Below are 25,120 nucleotides of genomic sequence, written 5' to 3'. Positions count from 1 at the left end.
TTCATTTTATACCGACACGCGAAGATGGTTTCCATCCCGCCATGGCATGGACATATGATCTTCGTCCCCGCATGGCCGGGGTTGGTACGGGCATCGGCGCGATCCTTGGCGCGGTGCTGCTGCTTTCGCTTTCGGACGCGCTGGTCAAGCTTGCCGGCGACCGGTTCGGGCTGGCGCAGCTGGTGTTGCTGCGCTCGCTGGTGGCGTCGGTATTGCTGGCGGCCGGGCTTTGGGCCATTGGCGGTCGCGCGGCGCTTGTCCTGCGACGGCCCGGCTGGGTCTGGGCGCGCAGCCTGTCGCTGACAGCCATGTGGCTGTGCTACTACGCCGCCCTGCCCACCATTGCGCTGCCGCTGGCGGCGGCCTGCTATTACCTCTCGCCGATCTGGATGGCGCTGATGGCGCGCGGCGTTCTGGGAATTGCCATCGGGCCGCACGGCTGGTGCGCCATCGCGCTGTCGGCGTCGGGTGTCCTGTTGGCCGTGGCCCCGAGCCCGGGGAACCTGACACCGGTCATGTTGCTACCGCTGGCGGCGGGAGGCTTTTACGCGCTGGCGGGCATCCTGACCTGGGGCCGGACGCGCGAGGAAAGCGCGGGCGCCATGGCGCTGAACCTGAACCTCTGCCTCTGCATCGTCGCAGGCGTCGGGCTAGCCTATCTGGCGCTGAGCGATGTGAAGGCGGAGGGCTTCGTGCTGGCATTCTGGCCGCCGCTCGCCTGGAATGATCTGGCGCTGGTGGCCCTGCTCGGCCTGCTGCTGGCCGTGATCGCCACGGGGGTGGCGCTGGCCTATCGGTTGGCCCCGACGCCGGTGGTGGGGCTGTTCGACAGTGCCTACCTCGGCTTTGCCGCGCTCTGGAGCGCGCTGCTGTTTGCCGAACCGCCGGGTCTTCGCGAAGGCGCGGGCATCGCGCTGATCGCCGCGGGGGCGGTGCTGATGGGGTTTCGCGGTCGACGTTAGGCATGCCGTCCGGGCGCGTCGCTCCCCCTCACCCCGGCCCTCTCCCCCGAGGGGAGAGGGAGGCGCCTCTGTTCCCCGCGATGGCGCGGAAAGGCCAGTGTCGGAGGACGCGGAATTGTTAACGCAAACCTTGTGCAGTCGTTAGCGCCACCACGTCCGACATTTCACGTTTATCGCTAACATACTGCCATAGAACGGTTTTTAGTCTTTGAGACGCCGGCATACCTTTGTATGCGAATAGCGACCGTCCCTTCCCTCATTCCCCAGGAGACCGCCCTCATGACCGTCACCCTCGGCATCAACGGGTTCGGCCGGATCGGCCGCTGCACGCTTTCCCACATCGCGGAATCCGCACGCAACGACGTGCAGGTGATGAAGATCAATGCCACCGGCCCGATCGAAAGCGCGGCGCACTTGCTGCGCTACGACAGCGTGCACGGCCGCTTCCCCGGCGAGATCCGGGTGGACGACAACAGCCTCGACCTCGGACGCGGCCCGATCGAGGTGATGTCGAGCTACGACATGGAGACGCTCGACTGGTCGGGCTGCGACGTGGTGCTCGAATGCACGGGCAAGATCAATGACGGCAACAAGGCCGCGGCGCACCTGTCGCGCGGCGCCAAGTCTGTGCTGATCTCGGCGCCGGCGAAGAACGTGCAGCGCACCGTGGTCTACGGCGTGAACCACCGCGACCTGGTGGCGGGCGAAAGCATGATCTCCAACGGCTCCTGCACGACCAACTGCCTAGCGCCCCTGGCCAAGGTCTTGGACGAGGCCATCGGCATCGAGGAAGGGATCATGACGACGATCCATTCCTACACCGGCGACCAGCCGACGCTCGACCGGCGGCACGAAGATCTCTACCGCGCGCGGGCGGCCGCCATGGCGATGATCCCCACCAGCACCGGCGCCGCCAAGGCCATCGGCGAGGTGCTGCCGGGCCTCAAGGGCAAACTCGACGGATCGGCGGTGCGGGTGCCCACGCCCAACGTCTCGGCGGTGGACCTGACCTTCTACGCCGGTCGCGACGTGAGCGTGGACGACGTGAACGAGGTCGTGGCCGAGGCAGCGGCGGGCCGCATGGGCGCGGTTCTTGCCTACGACCCAGAACCCAAGGTGAGCATCGACTTCAACCATACCACGCAAAGCTCGATCTTCGCGCCCGACCAGACGAGGGTCGTGGGGCGGCGCATGGTGCGGGTGCTGGCCTGGTACGACAACGAATGGGGCTTTTCGGCGCGCATGGCCGATGTGGCGGGCGCCATGGGGCGGCTGCTGAACTGAGCGGCTTAACCCGGCGGTGAGACAACGGGGCTAGGGTTGCGGCAGAGCCGCATGGACCCGCCGATGCCCCTGACCGACCCGCCCGCCGCGCCAGAGCGGATCGACGCCCCGTTGCCGTGGCGCGGGGTGCTGGCCGGTGGCTTCGTCGCGCTTGCTTTCTGGTCGCCGCTGGCGCTGCTTGCGGGATCGCTGACCGGGCTGATCGGCGCGCTGTTGCTCTTGCTCGGGGTCACGGTCGGGGCGCTTGCGGACCTGTTGCTGCGGGTGGTGCCCACGGCGCGGCGCCGGGCCGAGGCGCTGCACGAAGGTGCGGCACGGCTGCGAGCGATCATCGACACTTCCATCGACGCAATCATCGTGACCGACCGCGAGGGGCGGATTACCGGCTTCAACCGCGCGGCGGAGGGGCTGTTCGGCTATGGCGCGTCAGAGGTACTGGGCCTGAGGGCGCGCAACCTGCTGGTCGCACCCGAGCGGCTGGGAGATCTGCCGGAAGCCTGGGCGGGCGGGCTACAGGCCGGCGAAAGCGCGAGCTACGAGCTGACCATGGTGGACCGCGGCGGGCGACGCTTTCCGGCGGAGGTCGCGTTGGGGCGCGGAGAGACGGATCGCTCGCTCTACGTGGCATGCCTCCGCGATGTCACCGCGCGCCATGCCGTCGAGGGGGCCCTGCGCGAAGCGCGCGACAGGGCGCTGGCGGGCGAGCGGGCAAAGTCCGATTTCCTGGCCGTGATGAGCCACGAGATGCGCACGCCGCTCAACGGGCTGCTGGGGACGCTCGAACTGATGCGGGACGCGCCCGACGACGCTGCCCGGGCTGCGCTTCTGGCGCGGATGCAGGGATCGGGGGCGCTGCTGCTGGATCTGGTAAACGACACGCTGGCGCTGGCGAGCTACGAATCCGGCACGCTGCGCCCCGAGCCCGTCGCCTTCCAGATGACCGCGCTGATGGAGAGCGTGCTTGCCGCCGCGCGCGCCATGGCCGAGGCCAACGGCAACACCCTGCGCTGGACCTGGGTCGGCCCGCCTGTCGGCGAGGTCGTGGGCGATCTGCGGCGCATGCGGCAGATCCTCGTGAACCTTGCCACCAATGCCAGCAAGTTCACCCGCAATGGCCGGGTCGAGATCGAGGTGGAGCTGGAGGGCGACGGGGACCACGTGGAATTCCGGGTCATCGACAGCGGGATCGGCATCGCGGAGGCGGATCTTGAGCGGATCTTCGAGGATTTCGAGCGCGTCGACAGCACCTATGCGCGACAGTCCGAGGGCACGGGGCTCGGCCTTGGCATCGCGCGGCGGCTCGCACGGCTGGTGGGCGGCGAGATCGGCGCCGAGAGCGAGCCGGGCGACGGCAGCGTCTTCTGGCTGCGCGTGCCCCTGGGCGAAACGGTCGAGACGGTAGCGGCAGCCCCTGCCCCGGTCGCAGCGCCCGTCGAGCGCCGCGAGATCCTGCTGGTCGAGGACAACGAGACCAACCGTTTCATCGCCCGAGCCATGCTCGAAGCGGCAGGCCATCAGGTGACGGAAGCCCGGAACGGGGCCGTGGGCGTGGAGCTGGCCGAGGCACGGCACTTCGACGTGATCCTGATGGACATCAGCATGCCGGTGATGGACGGGATCGAGGCGGCGCGGCGCATCCGATCAGGCAACGGGGCTTCGCGCGATACGCCCATCGTCGCGATCACGGCGCATGCCCTGCCCGAGGAACTGGCCCGCTTCCGGTCGCAGGGTATGGAGGCCTGCCTGACCAAGCCGCTCGACCGCAAGGCCCTGCTGGCCACTCTGGCGCAGGTGTCCGGCGGTATCACAGTGTCCCCTGAAGGGGCGACTGCCCCGAACGACGCGCTGGCCGCGTTCCTCGGACACGCCGATCCGGTCAGGGCGCGGGTGCTGCTGGACCGCTTCACTCAGGAAATGGAGGCGCTGCTGACGAGGCTGGAAACCGAGACCGATGCAGAGGCCCTTCGCGCCGCCGTGCATCGTTGCGCGGGCAGTTGCGGGACCTTCGGTTTGGCGGACCTGCACGCCGCGCTGGCCGGAATCGAGACCGCGCTGAAGCGCGGCGCGCCTCCGCCGCCCGAGATCCTGGGCCGGCTGCCCGGGCTTTGGGAGGACGGCCGCGCGACGCTGAAGGCAGTCCGCGCGGCCTGATTTCTCAGCGGTAGTCGGCCCGCTGGAGACCGTACTTGGTCATCTTTTCGTTGAGCGTCCGCCGCGGCAGACAGAGCTCTTCCATCACGGCCGAGATCGCGCCCTTGTGGCGGCGCATGGTGTTGTCGATCAGCATGCGCTCGAAGGCTTCGACGTATTCCTTGAGCGGCTTGCCCTCGGTCGTCATCACCGGCTGCATCTGGTCGTGGTCGTTCATCAGCAGCGAGGCGATGGTGCCCTGCCCGCGCCGCGATTGCAGCACCGCGCGTTCGGCGAGGTTGATGAGCTGGCGGACGTTGCCCGGCCAGGGCGCCTGCAGCAGCTGCGCCGCCTCCTGCGCGCTGACGTGGGGCGCCTCGCAACCGTATTCATCGGCGAACTGCTCGGTGAAGCGGGTGAAGAGCGTGAGGATATCCTCACCCCGGCCCCGGAGCGGCGGCACGGTGATCTTGAGCGCGGCCAGCCGGTAGTAGAGGTCGCTGCGCAGGGCGGTTTCGCAGGTGCGGCCTTCGTCCTGAAGATTGCAGATGGCGACGATGCGGGTCTCCGACGGGGTGCCCTGATCGTTGATGACCGACAGCAACCGGGCCTGCGAAGCGTCGGAGAGCGCCTCGATATCCTCGAGCACGAGGGTGCCGCCGCGGGCCTCTTCGATGGCGGGCAGGCGCATGTCGTCGGGCAGCATGGGCCCGAAGAGACGGCGCATGAGCGCGTCCTCGTCGTGGGCGGCGCAACTTACCAGCACGAACTTCTTGCCGGCGCGGGCGCCCACGGCGTGCAGGGCGTGGGCGACCAGCGTCTTGCCGGTGCCGGTCTCGCCCTCGATCAGCACGTGGCCGTCGGCCTGGCCGAGATCCAGGATGTCCTCGCGCAGGCGGTGCATGGCCGGGCTGTCGCCGATGAACTTGTTCATGATCTGCTCGCCGCCGGCGAGTTCGCTGCGCAGCGCCCGGTTGTCGAGCGTCAGGCGGCGGGCGTTGGTGGCCTTCTTGGCCAGTTCCGACATGCGGTCGGGGTTGAAGGGCTTTTCGAGGAAATCGAAGGCGCCGATGCGCATGGCCTCGACCGCCATGGGCACGTCGCCATGGCCGGTGATCATGATGACGGGCAGCGCGCTGTCCTGCCCCATGAGCTTGCGCAGCAGCTGGATGCCATCCATGCCGGGCATCTTGATATCGGTGATGACCACCCCGGGATAGTCGGGCCCGAGGGCACCGAGCGCCTCTTCGCCGCTGGCGAAGGTTTCGGTGTCGTAGCCCGACAGGGCCAGCCACTGGCTGATCGACTGGCGCATGTCCTTTTCGTCGTCGACGATGGCGATCTTCATTGCATTGGCCATGGTACGGTTCACTCCGCGGCTTCTTGGTTTTCGTTGAGCACGGGAAGCTGCATCTCGAAGACGGCGCCCCCGTTCTGCCCGTTGCGGGCGGTCAGTCGGCCGCCCAGGTCGCTGACGATCCCCGAGGAGATGGCGAGACCCAGCCCCACCCCGTCCCCGGGTTGTTTCGTGGTATAGAAAGGCTCGAAGAGCGCATCGAGATCCTGAATGCCGTGGCCGTTGTCGCGCACCGAGAGTGTCGCGGTCTCGCCCGCGGCAAGGATGATCTCGATTTCCGGGTCTTCGACGGACTTGGTGGCGTCGAGCGCGTTGCGCAGCAGGTTCACCAGAACCTGTTCGATCCGCATGCGGTCGCCCATGACGCGCACCGGGTCGTCGGGCAGGATCTTGGAGATCCGCACGCGACGCGCCTTGAGTTGCGGCTCCATCATGGAAAGGCTGCTGGCCAGCGCCTCGGCCATGTCGACCGGGCTGAAGGCCTCCTGCCCCTTGCGGGCGTAGGACTTGAGCTGCTGGGTGATGGCGCCCATGCGTTCGATCAGGTCGTCAATACGGTGGAAGGCGCTGAGCGCCTCGTCCGGGCGGTTGCGGTTGAGCAGGAGGCGCGCGCCGGCGAGATAGGTTTTCATCGCGGCCAGCGGCTGGTTCAGCTCGTGGCTGACAGCGGCGGACATCTCGCCCAGAGCGGCGAGCTTGGAGCTTTGCGCCAGCGTCTGCTCTGCAACGGCGAGGTTCTTCTGGACCTTCTCGCGCTCGGCGATCTCGCGGCTGAGACGGGCGTTGAGTGCGCGCATCTCGGCGGCGTCGCGCTGGAAAAGCGTCATGCGCAGCGTGGCTTTACGTGAAAGCGCGTAGAAGGCGAGTGCGGCCAGCAGGGCAAAGCCCATGATCTCGAGCGCGAGGACGGCGTTCACCTTCTCGCGCACGCTGGAATAGGTGGTGAAGGAACTGATCGACCAGCCGCGGAAGGGCACGCGCCCGTCGATGCGCATCACCGCCTCGCCCTCAAGGTAGGCGTCGGCCTCCTGCTTGGTCCAGTCGGCGGTGACCTGGATGGCGCGTTCGATGGCGGTGTCGGGCGGACGTTCGTCGAGCGCCTCGCTGGGCGTCAGCCCGCGCCAGCGCGGTTCGGTCGCGAGGATGATGGTACCCTCGGAATCGGTGACGAAGACGGCGCTGGTGATGCCGGCCCAGGCCCGTTCGAACTTGGCGAGGTCGACCTCGACCACGATCACGCCGATTGGCTGGTTCTGGCTTTCCACCTTGCGCGAATAGGTGAAGGCATAGCCGCCCGCCTCGCGCTGCATGGTCGTGAAGACGGTGGCGTTCGACCGCAACCCGTCGACGAAATAGGGGGCGTTCCGGTGGTTTTCACCCAGCCGGTTGCGGTCGGTGGCCGCGACGGTGCGCCCTTCGCGGTCGAGCAGCATCAGCGAGGCGGCGCCGATCTCGTCGATGTAGGAGATGAGCCGCTGCGAGGTCTGGCTGTAGTCCCCCGAGTTCAGCGCCGCGATCAGCGAGGGATCGCGCGCCAGTAGCTGCGGCACGATGGCGTTGCGGCGCAGCTCGGAGACGAGGTTGCCCGAGTAGAGCGCCAGCCGCAGCTCGGACCGGTTGCGCGTCGTCTCGGTGAACCGGTCGGTCAGCAGATGGTTGGTGATCCAGACGGTCGAAGCCGCGACCACGAACAGTCCCAGCAGGGACAGACGCATGCGCCAGGAGATCGGGCTGCCGCGGCGCGTGCGCAGCATGGAGGTCGGGGGCGTCGCCATTGCGCAAGGATAGGCGTGTGACGCCTGCCTCTCAAGTCAGGCGGCGGTGAGGGCGCCGGGAAGATGAGCGAAAAGGCGCGCACCATCCTCGTTTCCATGGGCATTTTCCGCCGCGCGCTCGGGGTGCGGCATCATCCCGAGGATCCGCCCGTTCCCGGAGACGATGCCGGCGATGTCGCGGGCCGAGCCGTTGGGGTTGGCGAGGTAGCGGAAGGCCACCCTGCCCTCGCCTTCGAGCCGGTCGAGCGTGTCCGCGTCGGCAGTGTAGTTGCCGTCGTGGTGCGAGATCGGGATGTCGATCTCGGCGCCCGCACCATAAGCCTCGGTCCAGGGGGTGCCGGTCCGCTCGACGCGCAGAGGCGTGGTGCGGCAAATGAACTTCAGCCCGGCATTGCGCAGCAGAGCACCCGGCAGGAGCCCGGTTTCGGTCAACACCTGGAAGCCGTTGCAGACGCCGAAGACATAGCCGCCGCGCTCGGCATGGGCCGCGACCGCGCGGGTGATGGGCGACTGCGCGGCGATGGCTCCGCAGCGCAGGTAATCCCCGAAGGAGAACCCACCCGGGATGCCGATCATGTCGATGCCCGAGGGCAGATCGGTGTCCTTGTGCCAGACCATGTCGACGGAAAAGCCCGCGTTCTCGAAGGCGACCTTGAGGTCGCGATCGGCATTGGAGCCGGGAAAGACGATGACTGCGGCTTTCATGGCAGCGTTCCTTGCTGGAATGGATAAAAACCCGGGCGCCCGGAGGGCCTACGGCATCTCGATGCGGTAGCTTTCGATCACGGTGTTGGCGAGCAGCTTCTCGCACATCTCGCGCACCGTGTCCTCGGTCGTGCCGTCGGCGAGGTCGAGCTCGATCACCTTGCCCTGGCGCACGCCCTGCACGCCGTCGAAGCCGAGGCTTCCGAGCGCGTGGCGCACGGCCTCGCCCTGGGGATCGAGAACCCCTTCCTTGAGCATCACATGCACCCGTGCCTTCATGGCCCCTCTCCCGCGATCTGGCGTTTGGTGGGGTGGAACCGCATCGGGGCATCAAATGCAAGGGGGAATCCGGCACGCCGCCTTGCCCCGCAGGACGCGGCGCGCTATCCGGCAGGTCATCGCACGCGGAAAAGGGTGTCTGCCATGCTGGATCTGAGCTTCGAGCCCCCCAAGCCCAAGGTGATCGCCGGGGCAAAACACGACTGGGAACTGGTCATCGGCATGGAGGTGCATGCGCAGGTGTCCAGCAAGGCCAAGCTGTTCTCGGGCGCCTCGACCGAATTCGGCGCCGAACCCAACTCCAACGTCTCGTTCGTGGACGCGGCCATGCCGGGCATGTTGCCGGTCATCAACGAATTCTGCATCGCACAGGCGGTGCGCACGGGGCTGGGCCTGAAGGCGCAGATCAACCTGCGTTCGGCCTTCGATCGCAAGAACTACTTCTATCCCGACCTGCCGCAGGGCTACCAGATCTCGCAACTCTATCACCCGCTGGTCGGTGAAGGCGAAATCATCGTCGACATGGAACCGGGCGTCGCGCGCAAGGTGCGCATCGAGCGCATTCACGTCGAGCAGGACGCCGGCAAGTCGATCCACGACATGGATCCGGCCATGTCCTTCGTGGACCTCAATCGGACTGGCGTGGCGCTGATGGAAATCGTCTCGCGTCCCGACATCCGCGGTCCCGAGGAAGCGGCGGCCTACGTGGTCAAGCTGCGCCAGATCCTGCGCTATCTCGGCACCTGCGATGGCAACATGCAGAACGGCAACCTGCGGGCTGACGTGAACGTGTCGGTCTGCCGTCCCGGCGCCTACGAGAAATACATGGAGACGCAGGATTTCTCCCATCTGGGTACGCGCTGCGAGATCAAGAACATGAACTCCATGCGGTTCATCCAGCAGGCCATCGACTACGAGGCGAAGCGCCAGATCGCCATCCTCGAAGGCGGCGGCGAGATCGTTCAGGAAACCCGTCTCTACGATCCCGACAAGGGCGAGACGCGCTCGATGCGGTCCAAGGAAGAGGCGCACGACTACCGGTACTTCCCCGATCCCGACCTGCTGCCGCTCGAGATCGAGCAGGCTTGGGTGGATGACATCGCAGCCCACCTGCCCGAGCTGCCGGACGAAAAGAAGGCCCGCTTCGTGAAGGATTTCGGCGTGACGGAATACGACGCCGACGTGCTGACCGCCGAGCGTGACCTCGCCGACTACTTCGAGGCCTCGGTTGGTGGCGGCGATGGCAAGAAGACCGCCAACTGGGTCATCAACGAGGTTCTGGGCCGCGCCAACAAGGCCGAGGTCAGCCCTCGCGAGATCGTGGCCCCCGAGGTCAACGCCGCCATCCTCGAGATGGTCGCCAAAGACGAGATCAGCACCAAGATCGCCAAGGACGTGCTCGAGAAGCACATCGAAAGCGGACGCGCGCCGGCGGAGATCGTCGAGAGTGAAGGGCTGAAACAGGTGACCGACACCGGCGCCATCGAGGCCGCGGTCGACCAGATCATCGCCGACAATCCGGAGCAGGTCGAAAAAGCCAAGCAGAACCCGAAGCTTGCGGGCTGGTTCGTGGGCCAGGTGATGAAGGCCACCGGTGGCAAGGCCAACCCCAAGGCCGTGAACGAGCTTGTCAGCTCCAAGCTGAAGGGCTGAGGCACACGACCCGCCGGAGACGGCGGGTCGCCCCGGAACGGCCACGTGCCGACGGGCCTTGCGCACAATTACTCCCCATTTCCACCTCAATCACGCGGTTTCCGCCATAATCTCGCTTTGACGCGTGATTCGTGCGTGCGCGAATCGTTCTGATTGTGTTAAGAAAGAGTTATTGAAGACGTGGGGTAAGGAGTTGAGCCGGAGATTACCGGACGGTGAGTGAGTGAGACTTTTCAAAGACCCTTTTCGATAACGACCAAGACTTTTTTATAGAACCACGAAGACTCTTTTTTAAACGAGCAAATGAGCCAATTTTCGGCTTCGAGGGCGGCCCTTGCCGGGGCCGTCCTTTTTCGCTTTTGCAGCGCTTCTTTTAGGTGTCGATGTCGAGCGAGAGCGCGTGGATCTCGGAGACGAGCTCTTTGCCAAGTGCCTCGTGCACGGCACGATGGCGGGCGATGCGGGACTTGTCTTCGAAAGCCTTGGCGCGGATCACGACCACGAAATGGCTTTCGCCGCCTTCCTGGTATCCGGCATGGCCGCGGTGGCTTTCGCTGTCGTCTCGCACCTCCAGGTGCGCGGGCGAAAACGCCTCGCGAAGGCGTGTCTCGATCCGTTCCGTGCGCGTCATTTTTCGGCTCCCTGCCCCTGTTCAACCGCGCCGGATCGTCTACACTGCCGCGTCCGAGTCGAAAAGAGGTTCGCGATGACTGATAAAGACCCCTTCGGATTCGACATGTCGATCAAGTCGGCCAAGAAGAAGAACCCGCGTGGCCGGCGGGGCATGTCGGGCGAACAGGAAACCTCAACCCGCGTTTGCGACCATCCGGGGTGCGAAAGGCCCGGCAAGTTCCGGGCCCCGAAGGCACCGGACGTGCTCGACGATTTCTACTGGTTCTGCAAGGATCACGTCCGCGAATACAACCTCAAGTGGAACTTCTTCGACGGCAAGACCGAAGCGGAGATGAACGCCCAGAACACGACCGACAAGGTCTGGGAGAGGCGCACCAAGGACTGGCGCGACCCCGAGCAGCGCGCCTGGGCCCGGCTCGGCATCGAAGACGCGCACCAGGTCCTGGGCCAGAACGCGACCCGCAACCCTGGCCGCGGGGCAAACGCGAACGGCTCGGGTCACACCCGCAAGCTGCCGCCTACCGAGCGCAAGGCAATCGAGATTCTCGACGCCAAGGACACCTGGTCGAAGGCGGAAATCCGCCGAGCCTACAAGGCGCTCATCAAGGTGCTGCACCCCGACATGAACGGCGGGGACCGCAGCCAGGAAGAACAGCTGCAGCAGGTGGTCTGGGCTTGGGACCAGCTCAAGGACAGCCGCAGCTTCAAGTGAGGGCAGATCGGTCACAGGTCGGCGAAAATCAACCTGCGATAGAGGATGTCAAAGTTAGCGCGTGACATGTCGTCTGACGCTGTGGCAGCATCGGGTCAGACAGAGCGACATCCACTCACGAACAGGAAGGGCCTTCGGGGGCATATCACGAAGGCCCTTTTTGCTGTCCGGATGTCATCGGAGCGTCCTGCTCCGCGGCCCGTCATGCTGCGGCGTCGCGGAAGGTCAGGCTGACGCCGTTCAGGCAATGGCGCTTGCCCGTCGGATCGGGACCGTCGTCGAAGATGTGCCCAAGATGCGAGCCGCAGCGCGAACAATGTACCTCGGTCCGCGTCATGAAGAGCGTGCGGTCGGGCTTGGTGCCGATCAGGCTGTCGTCGATGGCGCGCCAGTAGCTGGGCCAGCCGGTGCCGCTGTCGTACTTGTGCTCCGAGGAGTAGAGCCGCTGGTCGCAACCGCGGCAGTGGTAGATCCCCTCGGCCTTGAGATCGTGCAGCTCGGAGGAAAAGGCCCGTTCGGTGCCCTCCTCCCGCATCACGCGAAACTCGATATCTGACAGCATCGCGCGCCACTCGGCCTCGGTGCGGGTGACCTCGTAGTCGTCCTCGGCGGCCTGCGCGCTGCGGGTGATGCCGAGCGTGGCGGCCGTGGCGGCCAGGAATGTGCGTCGTTTCATGTCTCGGTCCTCCTTGCCCGCAAGGTGTGCCCCGGCCGCGTCTCCGGCAAGGCAAACCTCTGCACGATGACGCGAGAATGGCGACATGTCGGTGCGGGCGGATGCAGGGAATGGCGGGGCGCGCACCCGGGTGCTCTTGAGGTTGTGACAGATACGCGCCCCTGCGACCGGCCGGGACTGAAGGGGCCCGACCGACCGTCCGGTGCCGGCCTTACTGAGCCGGAAGCAGGACGCGGTCGATCACGTGGATGACCCCGTTCGATTGCGCGACGTCGGCGATCGTCACCGTGGCCTCGCGGCCGTTTTCGTCCGCAAGCGTGATCTCGTCGCCGTCCATCATGGCCTGCAGGGTGCAGCCCCCCACGGTTTCGACCGGGTGCATGCCGCCGTCATCGGCGATCATGCCGGCAATGGCGTCCGACATGGCATTGGCGGCAACCACGTGGCAGGTCAGGATCTTGGTCAGCTGCGCCTTGTAGGGATCGCTCATCAGCGTGGCGAGATCATCCTCCTTGATCCGGTCGAAGGCCGCATCGGTGGGCGCGAAAACGGTGAAGGGCCCCTCCCCGCTGAGCGTTTCGACCAGGCCCGCCTGGGTGACGGCAGCAACGAGCGTCTCGTGGTCGGCGGAGTTCACCGCGTTCTCGACAATGGTGCGGTCGGGGTACATGGCGGCGCCGCCGACCATGGGCAGGTTGCCCTGCGCGAAGGCGCTTCCCGCAATCAGGGTCGCGGCGGCGGTGGCGAAAGCAATGCGTTTCATCTTCTTCTCCCTTTCGATGCCCCGCCGGGTGTCGGCGGGATCTGCGCGAAGACACGGAAGGAAGAAGAGCGCGGTTTCGGAGGCGCCGTTCACGAGGCCGTGAGCGGCGCCGGTCTGTCAGTGGTAGGAGAGTTCGCCCACGACGTTCCGCCATTCGCCGCTCGACAGCTTCTGGCGGTGGGTGAAACGGACCGAGTGCAGCGGCCCCTCGATCTCGGACTGCCAGAACTCGATGAACTTGAAGAGCCGTGGATGATCCGGGGCCAGGTCGTAGTCCTGCCAGATGTAGCTGTTGAGCACGTTCTTGTAGTCGGGCATCCGGTAGAAGAGTTCGGCCGTCGTCAGCCCGTAGCCCTTGAGCAGCAATTCGGTTTCGCTTTCCTGCATCTTGTTACCTCGTTCAACTTGCCGTATCGGAAATCTTGCGAAGCGAGTCGTGAAAAATCAATGAAAACAGGATGTTGTCAGCAGTCCGAGGTGGCTGCCAACATGCAAGAGCCCCGCTGCCATTGCACCCCATATCCTGTCTCTGATAAGGTGCTCTCAACAATATATGGCAGAACAACGGACGGGCGACGAACTTGAACGATACCCCGCAACCCCCTGAAAACGAAGACGAAACACCGAAGCCGCGCAGCGGTCCGGCGATCTCCATCACGTCGGAGATGAAGTCGAGCTACCTCGACTACGCCATGTCGGTGATCGTCAGCCGTGCAATTCCGGACCTGCGCGACGGCCTGAAACCTGTGCACCGGCGCATTCTCTATACGCTTTGGGAGAACGGCCAGACCTCGTCCAAGCCCTACCGCAAGTGCGCCACCGCCGTCGGCGACGTCATGGGCCGCTACCACCCCCACGGCGACAGCGCGGTCTACGACGCGCTGGTGCGGATGGCGCAGGACTTTTCCATGTCGGTGCCGCTGATCGACGGCCAGGGCAACTTCGGCTCCATGGATGGCGACCCGCCAGCCGCCTATCGTTACACCGAGGCGCGGCTTGAAAAGGTCGCCGAGGCGCTGCTCGAGGACATCGACAAGGAAACCGTCGATTTCGTCCCGAACTACGCCAACGAACGCAACGAGCCGCTGGTGCTGCCGGCGCGCTATCCCAACATCCTGGTCAACGGCTCCGAAGGCATCGCCGTCGGCATGGCGACGCGCATCCCGCCGCACAACCTCGGCGAGGTGATCGACGCGACGCTGGCGCTGATCGAGCAGCCGGACCTCAGTTCCGAGCAGCTGATCGAATACATCCCCGCCCCGGACTTCCCCACGGGCGGCGTGATCCTCGGGCGGTCGGGCGCACGCAAGGCCTACCTCGAGGGGCGCGGCAGCGTGCTGATCCGGGCCAAGACCCGCATCGAGGAGCTGCGCAAGGACCGCTTTGCCATCGTCATCGACGAGATCCCGTACCAGGTGAACAAGTCGACCATGATCGAGCGCATCGCCGAGGCGGCGCGCGACAAGAAGATCGAGGGCATCGCCCACGTGCAGGACGAATCCGACCGCGAGGGCGTGCGGGTTGTCGTCGAGTTGCGCCGCGACGCGACGCCCGACGTGGTGCTGAACCAGCTCTACCGCTTCACGCCGATGCAGGTCAGCTTCGGCTGCAACATGCTGGCGCTGAACGGCGGCAAGCCCGAACAGCTGACCCTGCGCGCCTTCCTCACCGCCTTCGTGGATTTCCGCGAGGACGTGGTGGCGCGGCGCACGGCCTACCTGTTGCGCAAGGCGCGCGAGCGGTCGCACATCCTCTGCGGTCTGGCCGTGGCGGTGTCGAACGTGGACGAGGTCGTGGCGACGATCCGGTCGTCCGCGGATGCGTCGGAGGCGCGCGAAAGGCTCATGAACCGCCGCTGGCCGGCGCATGACATCGCGCCCTACATCCGGCTGATCGACGATCCCACGCACACGATCAACGAGGACGGGACCTACTACCTCTCCGAGGCGCAGGCCCGCGCGATCCTGGAGCTGCGCCTGCAGCGCCTGACGCAACTGGGCGTGAAGGAGGTCACCGACGAGCTCGAGGAGCTTGCCGCCAAGATCAAGGACTACCTCGATATCCTGTCGAGCCGCGAGCGCATCATGAGCATCATCGGCGACGAGATGCGCGCCGTGCGCGATGCCTATGCCGTGCCGCGCCGGACCGAGATCGTTGACTACGCCGCCGACCTCGACGACGAGGACCTGATCGAGCGCGAGGACATGGTCGTGACCGTCACCCAGGGCGGCTACATCAAGCGCACGCCGCTGGCCGATTTCCGGTCACAGAAGCGCGGCGGAAAGGGGCTCTCTGGCGGCTCGCTCAAGGACGACGACGTGGTGACCTCGCTCTTCGTGGCCAACACGCACACGCAGCTGCTGTTCTTCACGACGGCGGGCATGGTCTACAAGCTCAAGTGCTGGCGCCTGCCGCTGGGCGGGCGAACGTCGAAGGGCAAGGCCATTGTCAACATCCTGCCGATTCCGCAGGGCGTGTCGATCGCGGCCATCATGCCGGTGGACCGAGAGGAAGAGGACTGGGACGACCTGCAGATCGTCTTTGCCACCTCGGCGGGCGACGTCCGCCGCAACGCGCTGTCGGATTTCACCAACGTCATGCGCAACGGCAAGATCGCCATGGAACTGCCCGAGGGCGTTGAACTTGTTAACGCGCGGATCGCCTCGGAAGACGAGGACGTGATGCTGGTTACCGACTCGGGCCGCGCGATCCGCTTCCCGACCACCGACGTGCGGGTCTTCAAGGGTCGCAAGTCCACCGGCGTGCGCGGCATCCGCCTGCACAACGGCGACCGCGTGGTCTCCATGTCGATCATCCGCCACTTCGAGGCGAGCTCCGACGAACGTGCGGCCTACCTGAAAATGCGCAGGGCTGTCGCGGGTTTGGCGGACGAAGCTGAAGCGACGGACGAAGAAGAGACCGACGCCAATGCCACCATCGGGCAGGAACGCTACGCCGAGATGTCGGCGGCCGAGAACCTGATCCTGACGATCACCTCCAAGGGCTACGGCAAGCTGTCCTCGAGCCACGGCTACCCGGTGCGCGGGCGTGGCGGCCAGGGCGTGATGGCCATGGACAAGGCCATGCGGGGCGGTCCTCTGGTCGCTTCCTTCCCGGTCGAGATGGACGACCAGATCATGCTCGCCACCTCCAAGGGCCAGTCGATCCGGGTGCCGGTCGAGGGCATCAGCTTCCGGTCGCGTAGCGCGGGCGGGGTGCGGGTCTTCAACACCGGCGCGGGCGAGACCGTGGTCAGCGTGGCCTGGATCGCCGAGCAGGCCGAAGACGACGAGACCCCGGGCACCTCCGAGACCCCCGAGGAATGATTTCCCGGCCGGCGCCGCCCGTTTCGGCGCCGGCTGACGCGAAAGTGAGCGCCGCTTCTGCGCGCGAGCGCACCCGAGATGTGAGAAACTCTCGAATTCCGCACAACTTCGTTTGGCGCCATGTTCCGGTCATCCCGTTTCCGAAAGGACTGACCGAATGAACGCTACCACTCACAACACCGCCATGCTCGTCGCCCGCATCCTGATGGGACTCCTGTTCCTGCTGTCCGGCTGGGGCAAGCTCGGCGGCGTCGACGGCTTTGCCCAGTACATGGCCGCCGGCGGCATTCCCGCCTTCCTCGCCTGGCCCGCCGTGCTGTTCGAGATCCTGGGCGGCCTCGCCCTGATCCTGGGCTTCCAGACCCGCATCGTCGCGCTGGCGCTGGCCGCCTTCTGCATCGTGACCGCCGTCATGTACCACGGTTCCGAACAGACCCAGCTTCTGAAGAACCTCGCCATGGCCGGCGGCTACATCGCCATCGCCGTGGCTGGCGCCGGCGCCTGGTCTCTCGACCGCGTCATGGGCCGCAGCACCACCGTCGCGGCCTGACTAGCTTAACTTGCAAGCAAGTTTTCGGGGCGATCCTGCGGGCAACCCGCGCGAAAGGATCGCCCCGAATGAATCTCTACACCTGCTCGATCGAGTTGAAGAAGGAGGCCAAGTCGCTGGTCTTCGCCAAGGCGCTGGCGGAATGGATGGACCTGTTGAAGTCGCGCGACGTCATCGTCGACTGGCATCTCTACCGGCGCAAGCTCGGGCTCTCATCCGACCGTCACACGGATTTCCTGCTCAACATCGAGGTCGAGGACATGGGCCAGCTCGACCGCGCCTTCCGGACGCTGGTGCAGCCCGACGAGGAGATCGAGCAGCTCTACAACGCCGTGCACAACCAGATCGTCACCGCCGACGTCGGGCTCTACCGGCGTTTCCCCGACCCCGAACGCGCCGAGCGGGTCGCCTTCTTCTGAGGTGATGGCGGCCTTGAGACGCGGCAGAGGGGGCTCTGCCCCCGGCCCTTTGGGCCTCCCCCGAGGTATTTCCGGCGAAAAGAAGCCTCAGGCGAGGCGCTCGGCCAGGAGGTCGCGCACCGCATCACGCGGGACGTCCGAGGTAACGAAGGCCTGCCCGATTCCGCGCGCCAGAATGAAGCGCAGCTGACCGTCCACCACCTTCTTGTCCTGCCCCATGAGGTCCAGCAGCGCGTCTGCATCCGGCAGATGCCCGGGGATGTCCGACAGATCTGCCTTCATGTTCATGGCGCGCAGATGTGCCGAGACACGGCTCGGGTCCTCCTGCGGGCAAAGGCCGAGGCGGGCGGAGAGGTCGAAGGCCAGCGCGCAGCCCACCGCGACACCCTCGCCGTGCAGCAGCCGGTCGGAATAGCCGGTCGCCGCCTCGAGCGCGTGGCAGAAGGTGTGGCCGAGGTTCAGCAGCGCGCGGTCCCCCTGCTCGGTCTCGTCGCGCAGCACGATCTCGGCCTTCATCTCGACCGAGCGTTTCACCGCGTGCTGGCGGGCTGCCGCATCGCCGCGGGCGGCAGCGGCGCCGTTGTCCTCGAGCCAGTGGAAGAAATCCGCGTCGCCCAGCAGCCCGTATTTCACCACCTCGCCATAGCCCGCGCGGAAATCGCGCGGCGGCAGCGTGTCGAGCGCGGCGGTGTCGGCCAGCACCAGCGCGGGCTGGTGGAAGGCGCCGATCAGGTTCTTGCCATGGCCCGTGTTGATGCCGGTCTTGCCGCCGACCGAGCTGTCGACCTGCGCCAGCAGGCTGGTGGGCACCTGGACGAAACGCACGCCGCGGCGCAGGACGGCAGCAGCGAAGCCGACAAGATCGCCGATCACGCCACCGCCAAGCGCGATGACCACGTCGCGGCGTTCCACCTTCTGGTCGAGCAGCCAGTCGCAGGTGCGGGTGAGGTTCTCCCAGTTCTTGGTACCCTCGCCGGGCGGCAGGGTCAGCGCCTCGGAGGCGATGCCGACGGTGCGCAAAGCGTCCTGCAGGGCGGACAGATGGGCTGCGGCCACATTGGCGTCGGTGACGATCACCGCACGGGGCCGGGCGAGCAGCGGGGCGATTTCCGCACCCGCACGGGCGATGAGCCCCGGGCCGATGCGAACGTCGTATTCCCGCCCCGGCAGCGGCACGGACACGGTTGCGATTTCGGGGGCGCTGTCAGGGGCGGTCTGGCCGGTCATGGGGTCTGCTCCAGGATGTCGCCGCGCGCGACAAGTGCGGCCTGCACGCGCAGGGCCATGTCGGCGAGGCTGATGTCGCGGTCGGAGGGCACGGTGAGGTCAGCCAGCGCATAGACCGGCGCGCGTTCGGCGTGCAGCGCCGCCAGGGTGGCGTGGGGATCGGCGGTGCGCAAAAGCGGCCGCGTGCCCTTGTGTCGCACTCGCTGCCAGAGCGTCTCGAGATCGGCGTCGAGCCAGACCGAGACACCTTTTTCCGACATGACCCTACGGTTGGCCTCGGAGAGGAACGCCCCGCCGCCGGTCGAGAGCACGCAGGGCGGCCCGTCGAGCAGGCGCGAGATGACCTCGTGTTCGCGCGCGCGGAAGAACGGCTCGCCGTCGCGGGCGAAGATCTCGGGGATGCTCATGCTGGCGGCGCGCTCGATCTCCTGGTCCGAATCGCGGAAGCCCACGCCAAGCTGCGCGGCGAGCGTGCGGCCCACCGCGGTCTTGCCCGCCCCCATCATGCCGACCAGAACCACCGTCCGGCGAAGATTGCTGCCCTGTTGCCCTTGTCTCTCGGCCATCCGTTGCCCATTGATGTGATCATTGCGTGAATGACGTGAAGCCTCCAAAAAGGCTAGGTACAAAGCGAAAAATATCGGGGCAGGGAGTGAGCGCAACATGGGGCGCATCCTGAAGTGGTTGATCTATCTTGCGATTCTGGCGGCGATCGCGCTGGTGGCCTATGCGTATGTGGGGCCGTACTTCGGCGCCGACTTCGCCCCGCCCCAGACCGAGCGGCGCCTTCCGGTGGAGCTTGATGCGGACTAGATCCGCCGCCGCGGGGTCGCTCGTGGCCCTTCTCCTTGCCGCACCCTGCGCGATGGCGCAGCCCTTTCTCTCCGAGAGCGTCCAGAGCGGCCTGCCGCCGCAGGTCGAGGAGCGCTCGCTGGGCGATCCCGGACCCGGTGGCGTGGGCCTGCTGTCGCCGGCGGTGACAGGACTTCCCGCCGATCTCTGGGTCGGGTCGCGGGCCGATACGTTGGCCGACCTGGTGGCGGCAGTGGACCCGTCGGTGCCGGTGTTGCGGGCGCTTCTGGTGACGCTGATGCTGGCCGAGGCCGAACCGCCGCAGCCCGGGGGCGTGACCCTGCTGGCCGCGCGACTCGACCGGCTCGAGGCACAGGGCGCCGTCGAGGAGGCGCTGGCGCTCGTGGAACGGTCGGGGCATGCGGCACCGGAGCTTTTCACGCGGTGGGCCGAGTTGAGTCTGCTGATGGGGCGACCGCAGGGCCCCTGCAGGGAGATCGCCGCACGCCCCACCCTGACCGACGACCTCGGGCTGCGGATCTACTGCCTTGCGCGCGCGGGCCAGTGGGATCGCGCCGCGCTGAGCCATGGGGCGGCAGCTGCGATGGGGGCGCTGGCGCCCCGGGATGCCGCGTTGATCGCGCTCTTCCTCGATCCCGAGGCGGAACCGCAGCGCGCGCTGACGCCGCCGGTCCGGCCGACGCCGCTCGAAGTGCGGCTTTTCGAGGCCATCGGCGAGCCGCTGCCCACCGATCCGTTGCCCCTGCCCTTTGCCGTGCAGGACCTGAGCGGCGACAATGGCTGGCGGGCGCAGCTTCTGGCGGCAGAGCGGCTGGCGCGCGCGGGCAGCCTTCCGGCGAACCGGCTTTTGGGCCTCTATACGCAGCGGGAGGCCGCGGCCTCGGGCGGGGTCTGGGACCGGGTGGCGGCGCTGCAGGATTTCGAAGTGGCGCTCCGAAGCCGCAGGCCGGACCGGATCGCGCCGGCTCTGCGGGCGGTCTGGCCGCAGATGGCCAGCGCCGGGCTGCTTGTGCCGTTCTCGGAGCTCTTCGCGAGCGATCTTTCCAGGATCGACCTGACGGGGCGCGCGGCGGAGATCGCGCTGCGCGCCGCGGCGCTCTCGCCCGATTACGAGAGCCTGCTGCGTGGCGCAGAGGGGCCGGAGGGCGCCTTCCTCGCCGCGATCGCCGCGGGCGAGACATTGGCAGCGACGGAGCTGCCCGCCCTGCCCCATGCCGATGCCGTTGCGGCGGCTTTCGGGGATGCCGCCATGCCGATGCAACTTGAAGCGCAGCTTTCGGACGGGCGGCTTGGCGAGGTGATCCTGCGGGCCATCGCGCTTTTCTCGGCGGGGGCGGCCGGCAACGGTGACGACCTGACCGACGCGCTGGCCGCGATGCGGCAGATCGGGCTCGAGGATGCGGCGCGGCAGGCCGCCTTGCAGGTCATGCTGCTCGATGCGGAACGGGCGCGGCGATGAGCGGAGGCTGGGTTCCGCTCTTCCTCGAGGCGCTGGCGGCCGAGCGCGGCGCGGCGCGCAACACGCTCGAGAGCTACAGGCGGGACCTCGATCATGCCGAGGCCTGGCTCACTGATCAGGGCAAGGACCTGCAGCGCGCGCAGATGGCAGATCTAGAGGCCTATCTTGTGGACTGCGACGCGCGGGGGCTGTCGCGCGCCACGCGGGCCCGGCGGCTTTCGGCGCTGAAGCAGCTATATCGCTTTGCCTTCGAGGAAGGCCTGCGCGAGGACAATCCCGCGATCCGGATCGCGGGCCCCGGACGGGACAAGCGCCTGCCAAAGACACTCTCGCTGGAAGAGGTCGACCGGCTGCTCGAGGCGGCCGAGAGCCATGGCCGCAACGAGACAGACCGCGCGCGCGACCGATGCCTGATGCAGCTGCTCTATGCCACCGGTATGCGCGTGAGCGAACTTGTGGCGCTGCCGCTGAGCGCGGCGCGGGGTGATCCGCGGATGCTGCTGATCCGCGGAAAGGGCGGCAAGGAACGCATGGTGCCGCTCTCGCCGCCTGCCCGCGAGGCGCTCGCCACATGGGTGGCGCTGCGCGACGCACAGGAGGATGCCGCGCGGATGGCCGGCCACTCGGCCTCGGGCTTTCTCTTTCCCTCGCGCGGCAAGGCCGGGCACTTGACCCGGCACGCCTTTTACCTGCGGATCAAGGATCTTGCCGTTCGCGCGGGCGTGTCCCCCGAGAAGGTCACGCCGCACACGCTGCGCCACGCCTTCGCAACGCATCTGCTGGAAAACGGCGCCGACCTGCGGGCGATCCAGACGCTTCTGGGCCATGCCGACGTGGCAACGACCGAGATCTATACCCACGTTCTGGAAGAGCGGCTGCGCGCGCTCGTGCTGGAGCATCACCCCCTGTCGAAAGGCTAGGAACCTACTCGGCGACGCCCTGGATCCGGCGCAGTGAGTGCGGCAGGACGTCCTCGGATGGCCACCAGCCAGACAGCAGCGCGGTGTGGTAGCCTTGGGTCAGCCCCTTGGCGACCATGTGGTCATGCGCCGCCTGCGCGTCGTAGAGAAGCTCGCGCTGGTCGACATCGCCAGTGGGGTGGATGACCGCGAAGCGCGTCGCGGCCGTGCCATCGTGGGCCGGCATGCCGATGACGCCCGCGTTGATCCAGTCGACCCCTGCCACGCGCCGCCGGAAAGGCACGCCGCTGTGGCCCGCGATCACCGCGTCGATTGGGCCGCCAAGCACGTCCTCGAGCATGGCGACCTCCTGCGCGAAGGCCGAGACAGGGCTGTCGTGCCAGAGGAATTCCGCCACGGCGCTGGCACCACCGTGCAGTACAACGTACCGCCGGCCGCCCATGGTGAAGACCACCAGATCCGGGCAGGCCGCCATCCAGGTGCGCTCGACCTCGGTCAGGGTGTCGTTGGCATAGCCGTACCAGCCAGCCGAGAGGGCGTCGCAAAGCGACCCTGCCGTGAATCCGCAGCCGCAGCTGTCGGCGCCTGCCGCAAGCTGCAGCTCGCAGTTGCCGGCCACGCAGGTGATCCCCCACTTGCGCATCTCTGCGACGCATTCGCGCGGCTGACTGCCGTAGGCGACCACGTCCCCGGTGCAGATGACCGATTTCTTGTCGAAATTCTCGGCCCGGGCGAGCCCGCGCATGGCGCGCAGGGCATGAAGGTTGGAATAGGGTCCGCCAAAGGCCAGCATCGGGCCGTGGCGCGGGCCCAGATCAAAGACGCGCATTGCAACTCCCCTTGCAGGCCGCCGGGCCCCATCCCATAACCCCACTGTCCCCGACAACAAGGCCCGGATGATGGAAACCGATACGACCCTTCTCGACGCCGCATTCTGGATCACCTCCGCGGCAATTTTGTGCCTTATCATGCTGTCCGCCTTCTTCTCCGGTTCCGAGACCGCGTTGACGGCGGCCTCGCGCGGTAAGCTGCGCGCGGCCATCGACCGTGGCTCGAAGGGGGCGGAACGTGCGCTGAAGCTGACAGAGGACAGCGAGCGGCTGATCGGGTCGGTGCTGCTGGGCAACAACCTCGTCAATATCCTGGCCACGTCTCTGGCGACGGCGCTGTTCACCAACCTCTTCGGCGAAAGCGGCGTGGCGCTGGCGACCATCGTCATGACGCTGCTTGTGCTGATCTTCGCCGAGGTGCTGCCCAAGACCTATGCCATCACCAACCCCGAAAGCGCGGCCGCGGGCGTCGCGACGCCGATCTCGGTCGTGGTCAAGCTGTTCGCGCCCATGGTGTCGCTGGTGCGAATGCTGGTGCGCGGGGTTCTGCGGGTCTTCGGCGTGCGGACCGATCCCGACAGCCAGATCCTTGCCGTGCGCGAGGAAATCGCCGGCGCGCTGAACCTCGGCCATTCCGAAGGCGTGGTCGAGAAGGAAGACCGCGACCGGATTCTCGGCGCGCTCGACCTGGCCGAACGCACCGTGGAAGAGGTCATGCTGCACCGCTCGGGCATCGAGATGATCGATGCGGATTCCGAGCCTCAGGACATCCTGAACCAGTGTCTCGAGAGCCCGCACACCCGCCTGCCCGTCTTCCGCGAGGAGCAGGAGAACATCATCGGCGTGATCCACGCCAAGGACCTGCTGCGCGCCATGTACAAGTTGCTTGGCGAGGCCGGCGAAAAGGGCTTTGCCGCGCTCGAGACCTTTCGCATCGCGGACGTGGCGATGAAGCCCTACTTCGTGCCGAACACCACCTCGCTCGACGATCAGATGCGGCAGTTCCTGCGCCGCCGCACGCATTTTGCCCTCGTGGTGGACGAATACGGCAGCCTGCAGGGGATGATCACGCTCGAGGACATCCTCGAGGAGATCGTGGGCGAGATCACCGACGAGTTCGACCCCGACGGCGATTTCCCGATCCGCCGCGCCGAGGACGGGACCTACTGGGTCGAGGGCGGCATGACGATCCGCGACTTCAACCGCGCCACCGACTGGACCCTGCCGGACGAGGAAGCGAACACCGTCGCAGGCCTCGTGCTGCACGAGGCGCAGATGATCCCGACCGTTGGGCAGGTCTTCAGTTTTCATGGCTTCCGCTTCGAGGTCGTCGAACGGGAAGGCAACCGCATCACGCGGCTGAAAATTCGCCCGCTCTGACCTTCGGCTCCTCCAGATCCTCGTCGTCGCTCGTCATTTCAGGAAGATCGAGCGTCAGGCGATAGCCCTCCTCGTCCCCCCTGAGATCCAGTGCTCCGCCGATCTGCTCGGCGGCGGCCTCCATCAGCCGTGTGCCGATGCTGGCGATATCCGAATTGGCCGCCGCCGGCGCCACCGAGGTCACACCGATGCCGTCGTCGCTGCACGACAGGCGCAGCCCCTGCCCCGTCCGCCCGAGCGTGACGCGCACCTGCCCCTCGCGGCCGTCCGGAAAGGCGTGCTTAAAGGCATTGGCGACAAATTCGCTGACCACCATGGCCATGACGGCCGCGGTGCGCGAACTGCCCGTCAACTCACCCAGATCGGTCTCGACACGGACGCCGCGCGGCGCCTGATCCTGTAGTAGCCGTGCCACGCGGTCGAGGTAGGCGTGCAGCTCGACCCGGTCGAGATGGGTGCTGCGGGTGAGTTCGGCGTGAAGCTGCGCCACCGCCTGCACTCGGCGTTCCACCGCGGACATGGCGTCGCGCGCCTCTTCGCTGTTGAGCCGCCCCCCGTAGATGCGGATCACCGACAGCACGGTCTGGAGCGAGTTCTTGACCCGGTGGTCGATTTCCTTGCGCAGGACTTCCTCGTTGCGCAGGGCACGGCGCAGTTCGAGCTGACGCATAACCTGCCCGGCCAGCACCTTGAGCGTGTCGCGCTGCAGATCGGTCAGGTGGCGCGGCTTGTCGTCGAGAACGCAGAGCGTGCCGACCTTGTGGCCGTTCGATGCGACGAGCGGCGCGCCGGCGTAGAACCGCATCCGGTCGCGCGCGCCCGAACACAGCGGGTTCTCGGCGGTCCGCGTGTCCAGAGCCGTGTCCGGGATCTCGATGATGTCGTCCTCGGCGAGGATGGCATGCGAACAGATGGACTCGCCCAGGGGCGTCTCGTTGCGCTCCATCCCGACGGAGGCTTTGAACCACTGGCGGTCACGGTCGACGAAGCTGATGAGGGCCACCGGCACGTCGCAGATGCGCGCGGCGAGATCGACCACCTCGTCGAAGGCTTTCTCCCGCCCGCTGTCGAGAATCTCGAAGGACTCCAGCGTGGCAAGGCGCGCAGCGGAGCCTTCAGGTTTCCGTGCCAGCATCCCGGCATCCCCAAATCATGTGAACCACTGTCAGGTTAACCGGACAGTGCCCGACGTCAATACTTCAATGACAGCCTTTCGGCACCTTTCATTCTTTTATGAAGCTCGACGGATCAATGACTTAACCCCCGG

The 25,120-nt window shown here is 66.7% G+C and carries 24 protein-coding genes; 12 read left to right on the top strand and 12 right to left on the bottom strand.

The annotated features are described in order from the left end of the window. Positions 1-41: 41 nt before the first annotated feature. The 3 genes from C8N44_RS07975 (at position 42) to C8N44_RS07965 (ending at position 4,397) form a co-directional block, all read left to right on the top strand. Entirely contained in the window at positions 42-962 is a 921-nt protein-coding gene (locus C8N44_RS07975) for a DMT family transporter (protein WP_107975662.1), read from the top strand. A 279-nt stretch (positions 963-1,241) separates the two neighbouring features. Continuing rightward, complete coding sequence (gene gap, locus C8N44_RS07970; RefSeq protein ID WP_107975661.1) at positions 1,242-2,246, top strand: type I glyceraldehyde-3-phosphate dehydrogenase; 1,005 nt, start codon at positions 1,242-1,244, stop codon at positions 2,244-2,246. A gap of 63 nt (positions 2,247-2,309) precedes the next feature. Further along, the gene (locus C8N44_RS07965) at positions 2,310-4,397 is read left to right on the top strand and encodes a PAS domain-containing hybrid sensor histidine kinase/response regulator (RefSeq protein WP_158274022.1); all 2,088 of its coding nucleotides are present in this window, start codon (positions 2,310-2,312) and stop codon (positions 4,395-4,397) included. Between the two features lie 4 nt (positions 4,398-4,401). Here C8N44_RS07965 and C8N44_RS07960 read toward each other — a convergent pair whose 3' ends face one another. The 4 genes from C8N44_RS07960 to purS are packed head-to-tail and all read right to left on the bottom strand — an operon-like array spanning position 4,402 to position 8,492. After that, entirely contained in the window at positions 4,402-5,736 is a 1,335-nt protein-coding gene (locus tag C8N44_RS07960; protein ID WP_107975750.1) for a sigma-54-dependent transcriptional regulator, read from the bottom strand. 8 nt (positions 5,737-5,744) lie between these two features. Further along, entirely contained in the window at positions 5,745-7,487 is a 1,743-nt protein-coding gene (locus C8N44_RS07955) for a sensor histidine kinase (RefSeq protein ID WP_425352936.1), read from the bottom strand. A 57-nt stretch (positions 7,488-7,544) separates the two neighbouring features. Further along, complete coding sequence (gene purQ / locus C8N44_RS07950) at positions 7,545-8,213, bottom strand: phosphoribosylformylglycinamidine synthase subunit PurQ (protein WP_107975658.1); 669 nt, start codon at positions 8,211-8,213, stop codon at positions 7,545-7,547. Between the two features lie 48 nt (positions 8,214-8,261). Next, positions 8,262-8,492 (bottom strand): phosphoribosylformylglycinamidine synthase subunit PurS, encoded by a 231-nt coding sequence (gene purS / locus C8N44_RS07945; RefSeq protein WP_107975657.1) that lies wholly within the window; start codon positions 8,490-8,492, stop codon positions 8,262-8,264. A 144-nt stretch (positions 8,493-8,636) separates the two neighbouring features. Between purS and gatB the strand changes: the two genes are divergently transcribed. Then, positions 8,637-10,145, top strand: coding sequence for an Asp-tRNA(Asn)/Glu-tRNA(Gln) amidotransferase subunit GatB (gene gatB, locus C8N44_RS07940; protein WP_107975656.1), 1,509 nt, complete (start codon positions 8,637-8,639; stop codon positions 10,143-10,145). 373 nt (positions 10,146-10,518) lie between these two features. On the opposite strand, the gene C8N44_RS07935 is transcribed toward gatB, so the two are convergent. Then, positions 10,519-10,776, bottom strand: a complete 258-nt coding sequence (locus tag C8N44_RS07935; protein ID WP_107975655.1) for a BolA family protein — start codon at positions 10,774-10,776, stop codon at positions 10,519-10,521. Between the two features lie 75 nt (positions 10,777-10,851). Here C8N44_RS07935 and C8N44_RS07930 point away from each other — a divergent pair, with 75 nt between their 5' ends. Continuing rightward, positions 10,852-11,490 (top strand): J domain-containing protein, encoded by a 639-nt coding sequence (locus tag C8N44_RS07930; protein ID WP_107975654.1) that lies wholly within the window; start codon positions 10,852-10,854, stop codon positions 11,488-11,490. Between the two features lie 202 nt (positions 11,491-11,692). On the opposite strand, the gene msrB is transcribed toward C8N44_RS07930, so the two are convergent. The 3 genes from msrB to C8N44_RS07915 form a co-directional block, all read right to left on the bottom strand. Continuing rightward, positions 11,693-12,166, bottom strand: a complete 474-nt coding sequence (gene msrB, locus C8N44_RS07925; RefSeq protein ID WP_107975653.1) for a peptide-methionine (R)-S-oxide reductase MsrB — start codon at positions 12,164-12,166, stop codon at positions 11,693-11,695. A 211-nt stretch (positions 12,167-12,377) separates the two neighbouring features. Further along, a complete protein-coding gene (locus C8N44_RS07920; protein WP_107975749.1) occupies positions 12,378-12,929 on the bottom strand; it encodes a fasciclin domain-containing protein in 552 nt (183 codons plus the stop codon). A 117-nt stretch (positions 12,930-13,046) separates the two neighbouring features. Further along, the gene (locus C8N44_RS07915; protein WP_107975652.1) at positions 13,047-13,316 is read right to left on the bottom strand and encodes an usg protein; all 270 of its coding nucleotides are present in this window, start codon (positions 13,314-13,316) and stop codon (positions 13,047-13,049) included. A 194-nt stretch (positions 13,317-13,510) separates the two neighbouring features. Here C8N44_RS07915 and gyrA point away from each other — a divergent pair, with 194 nt between their 5' ends. The 3 genes from gyrA (at position 13,511) to C8N44_RS07900 (ending at position 17,224) form a co-directional block, all read left to right on the top strand. After that, positions 13,511-16,255 carry a DNA gyrase subunit A gene (gene gyrA, locus C8N44_RS07910; RefSeq protein WP_107975651.1) on the top strand — a complete coding sequence of 915 codons (2,745 nt, stop codon included), beginning with the start codon at positions 13,511-13,513 and terminating at the stop codon, positions 16,253-16,255. A gap of 157 nt (positions 16,256-16,412) precedes the next feature. Then, positions 16,413-16,805 (top strand): DoxX family protein, encoded by a 393-nt coding sequence (locus tag C8N44_RS07905; protein ID WP_107975650.1) that lies wholly within the window; start codon positions 16,413-16,415, stop codon positions 16,803-16,805. A gap of 68 nt (positions 16,806-16,873) precedes the next feature. Beyond that, entirely contained in the window at positions 16,874-17,224 is a 351-nt protein-coding gene (locus tag C8N44_RS07900) for a DUF6614 family protein (RefSeq protein ID WP_107975649.1), read from the top strand. An 87-nt stretch (positions 17,225-17,311) separates the two neighbouring features. On the opposite strand, the gene aroB is transcribed toward C8N44_RS07900, so the two are convergent. Next, positions 17,312-18,451, bottom strand: coding sequence for a 3-dehydroquinate synthase (gene aroB, locus C8N44_RS07895; RefSeq protein ID WP_107975648.1), 1,140 nt, complete (start codon positions 18,449-18,451; stop codon positions 17,312-17,314). Next, on the bottom strand, positions 18,448-19,017 hold the full coding sequence (locus tag C8N44_RS07890; protein ID WP_107975647.1) for a shikimate kinase: 570 nt from the start codon (positions 19,015-19,017) through the stop codon (positions 18,448-18,450). The genes aroB and C8N44_RS07890 overlap by 4 nt, the downstream gene beginning before the upstream one ends. A 97-nt stretch (positions 19,018-19,114) precedes the next feature. On the opposite strand from C8N44_RS07890, the gene C8N44_RS23565 reads away from it, so the two are divergent. From C8N44_RS23565 to C8N44_RS07880, 3 genes are read left to right on the top strand one after another with little or no spacing between them, the layout of a single operon-like run. Further along, complete coding sequence (locus C8N44_RS23565) at positions 19,115-19,264, top strand: hypothetical protein (protein WP_170121071.1); 150 nt, start codon at positions 19,115-19,117, stop codon at positions 19,262-19,264. Beyond that, positions 19,254-20,723: a hypothetical protein gene (locus C8N44_RS07885; protein ID WP_146178826.1), complete on the top strand. Its 1,470-nt coding sequence runs from the start codon at positions 19,254-19,256 to the stop codon at positions 20,721-20,723. The genes C8N44_RS23565 and C8N44_RS07885 overlap by 11 nt, the downstream gene beginning before the upstream one ends. Further along, complete coding sequence (locus C8N44_RS07880) at positions 20,720-21,643, top strand: site-specific tyrosine recombinase XerD (RefSeq protein WP_107975645.1); 924 nt, start codon at positions 20,720-20,722, stop codon at positions 21,641-21,643. Before C8N44_RS07885 ends, C8N44_RS07880 begins: the two co-directional genes overlap by 4 nt. A 4-nt stretch (positions 21,644-21,647) precedes the next feature. On the opposite strand, the gene C8N44_RS07875 is transcribed toward C8N44_RS07880, so the two are convergent. Further along, positions 21,648-22,472, bottom strand: coding sequence for a metallophosphoesterase family protein (locus tag C8N44_RS07875; protein WP_107975644.1), 825 nt, complete (start codon positions 22,470-22,472; stop codon positions 21,648-21,650). Positions 22,473-22,542: 70 nt separating this feature from the next. On the opposite strand from C8N44_RS07875, the gene C8N44_RS07870 reads away from it, so the two are divergent. After that, entirely contained in the window at positions 22,543-23,853 is a 1,311-nt protein-coding gene (locus tag C8N44_RS07870; protein ID WP_107975643.1) for an HlyC/CorC family transporter, read from the top strand. On the opposite strand, the gene C8N44_RS07865 is transcribed toward C8N44_RS07870, so the two are convergent. Next, positions 23,825-24,988, bottom strand: a complete 1,164-nt coding sequence (locus C8N44_RS07865; RefSeq protein WP_107975642.1) for a sensor histidine kinase — start codon at positions 24,986-24,988, stop codon at positions 23,825-23,827. The two genes, C8N44_RS07870 and C8N44_RS07865, sit on opposite strands and share 29 nt — an antisense overlap. Positions 24,989-25,120 lie beyond the last annotated feature (132 nt).

The sequence above is a fragment of the Allosediminivita pacifica genome, from assembly GCF_003054175.1.
Classification (GTDB): Bacteria; Pseudomonadota; Alphaproteobacteria; order Rhodobacterales; family Rhodobacteraceae; genus Allosediminivita; species Allosediminivita pacifica.
The sequence above is the reverse complement of the archived record's forward strand: the minus strand, read 5'-3'. Positions and strand labels throughout refer to the sequence as shown.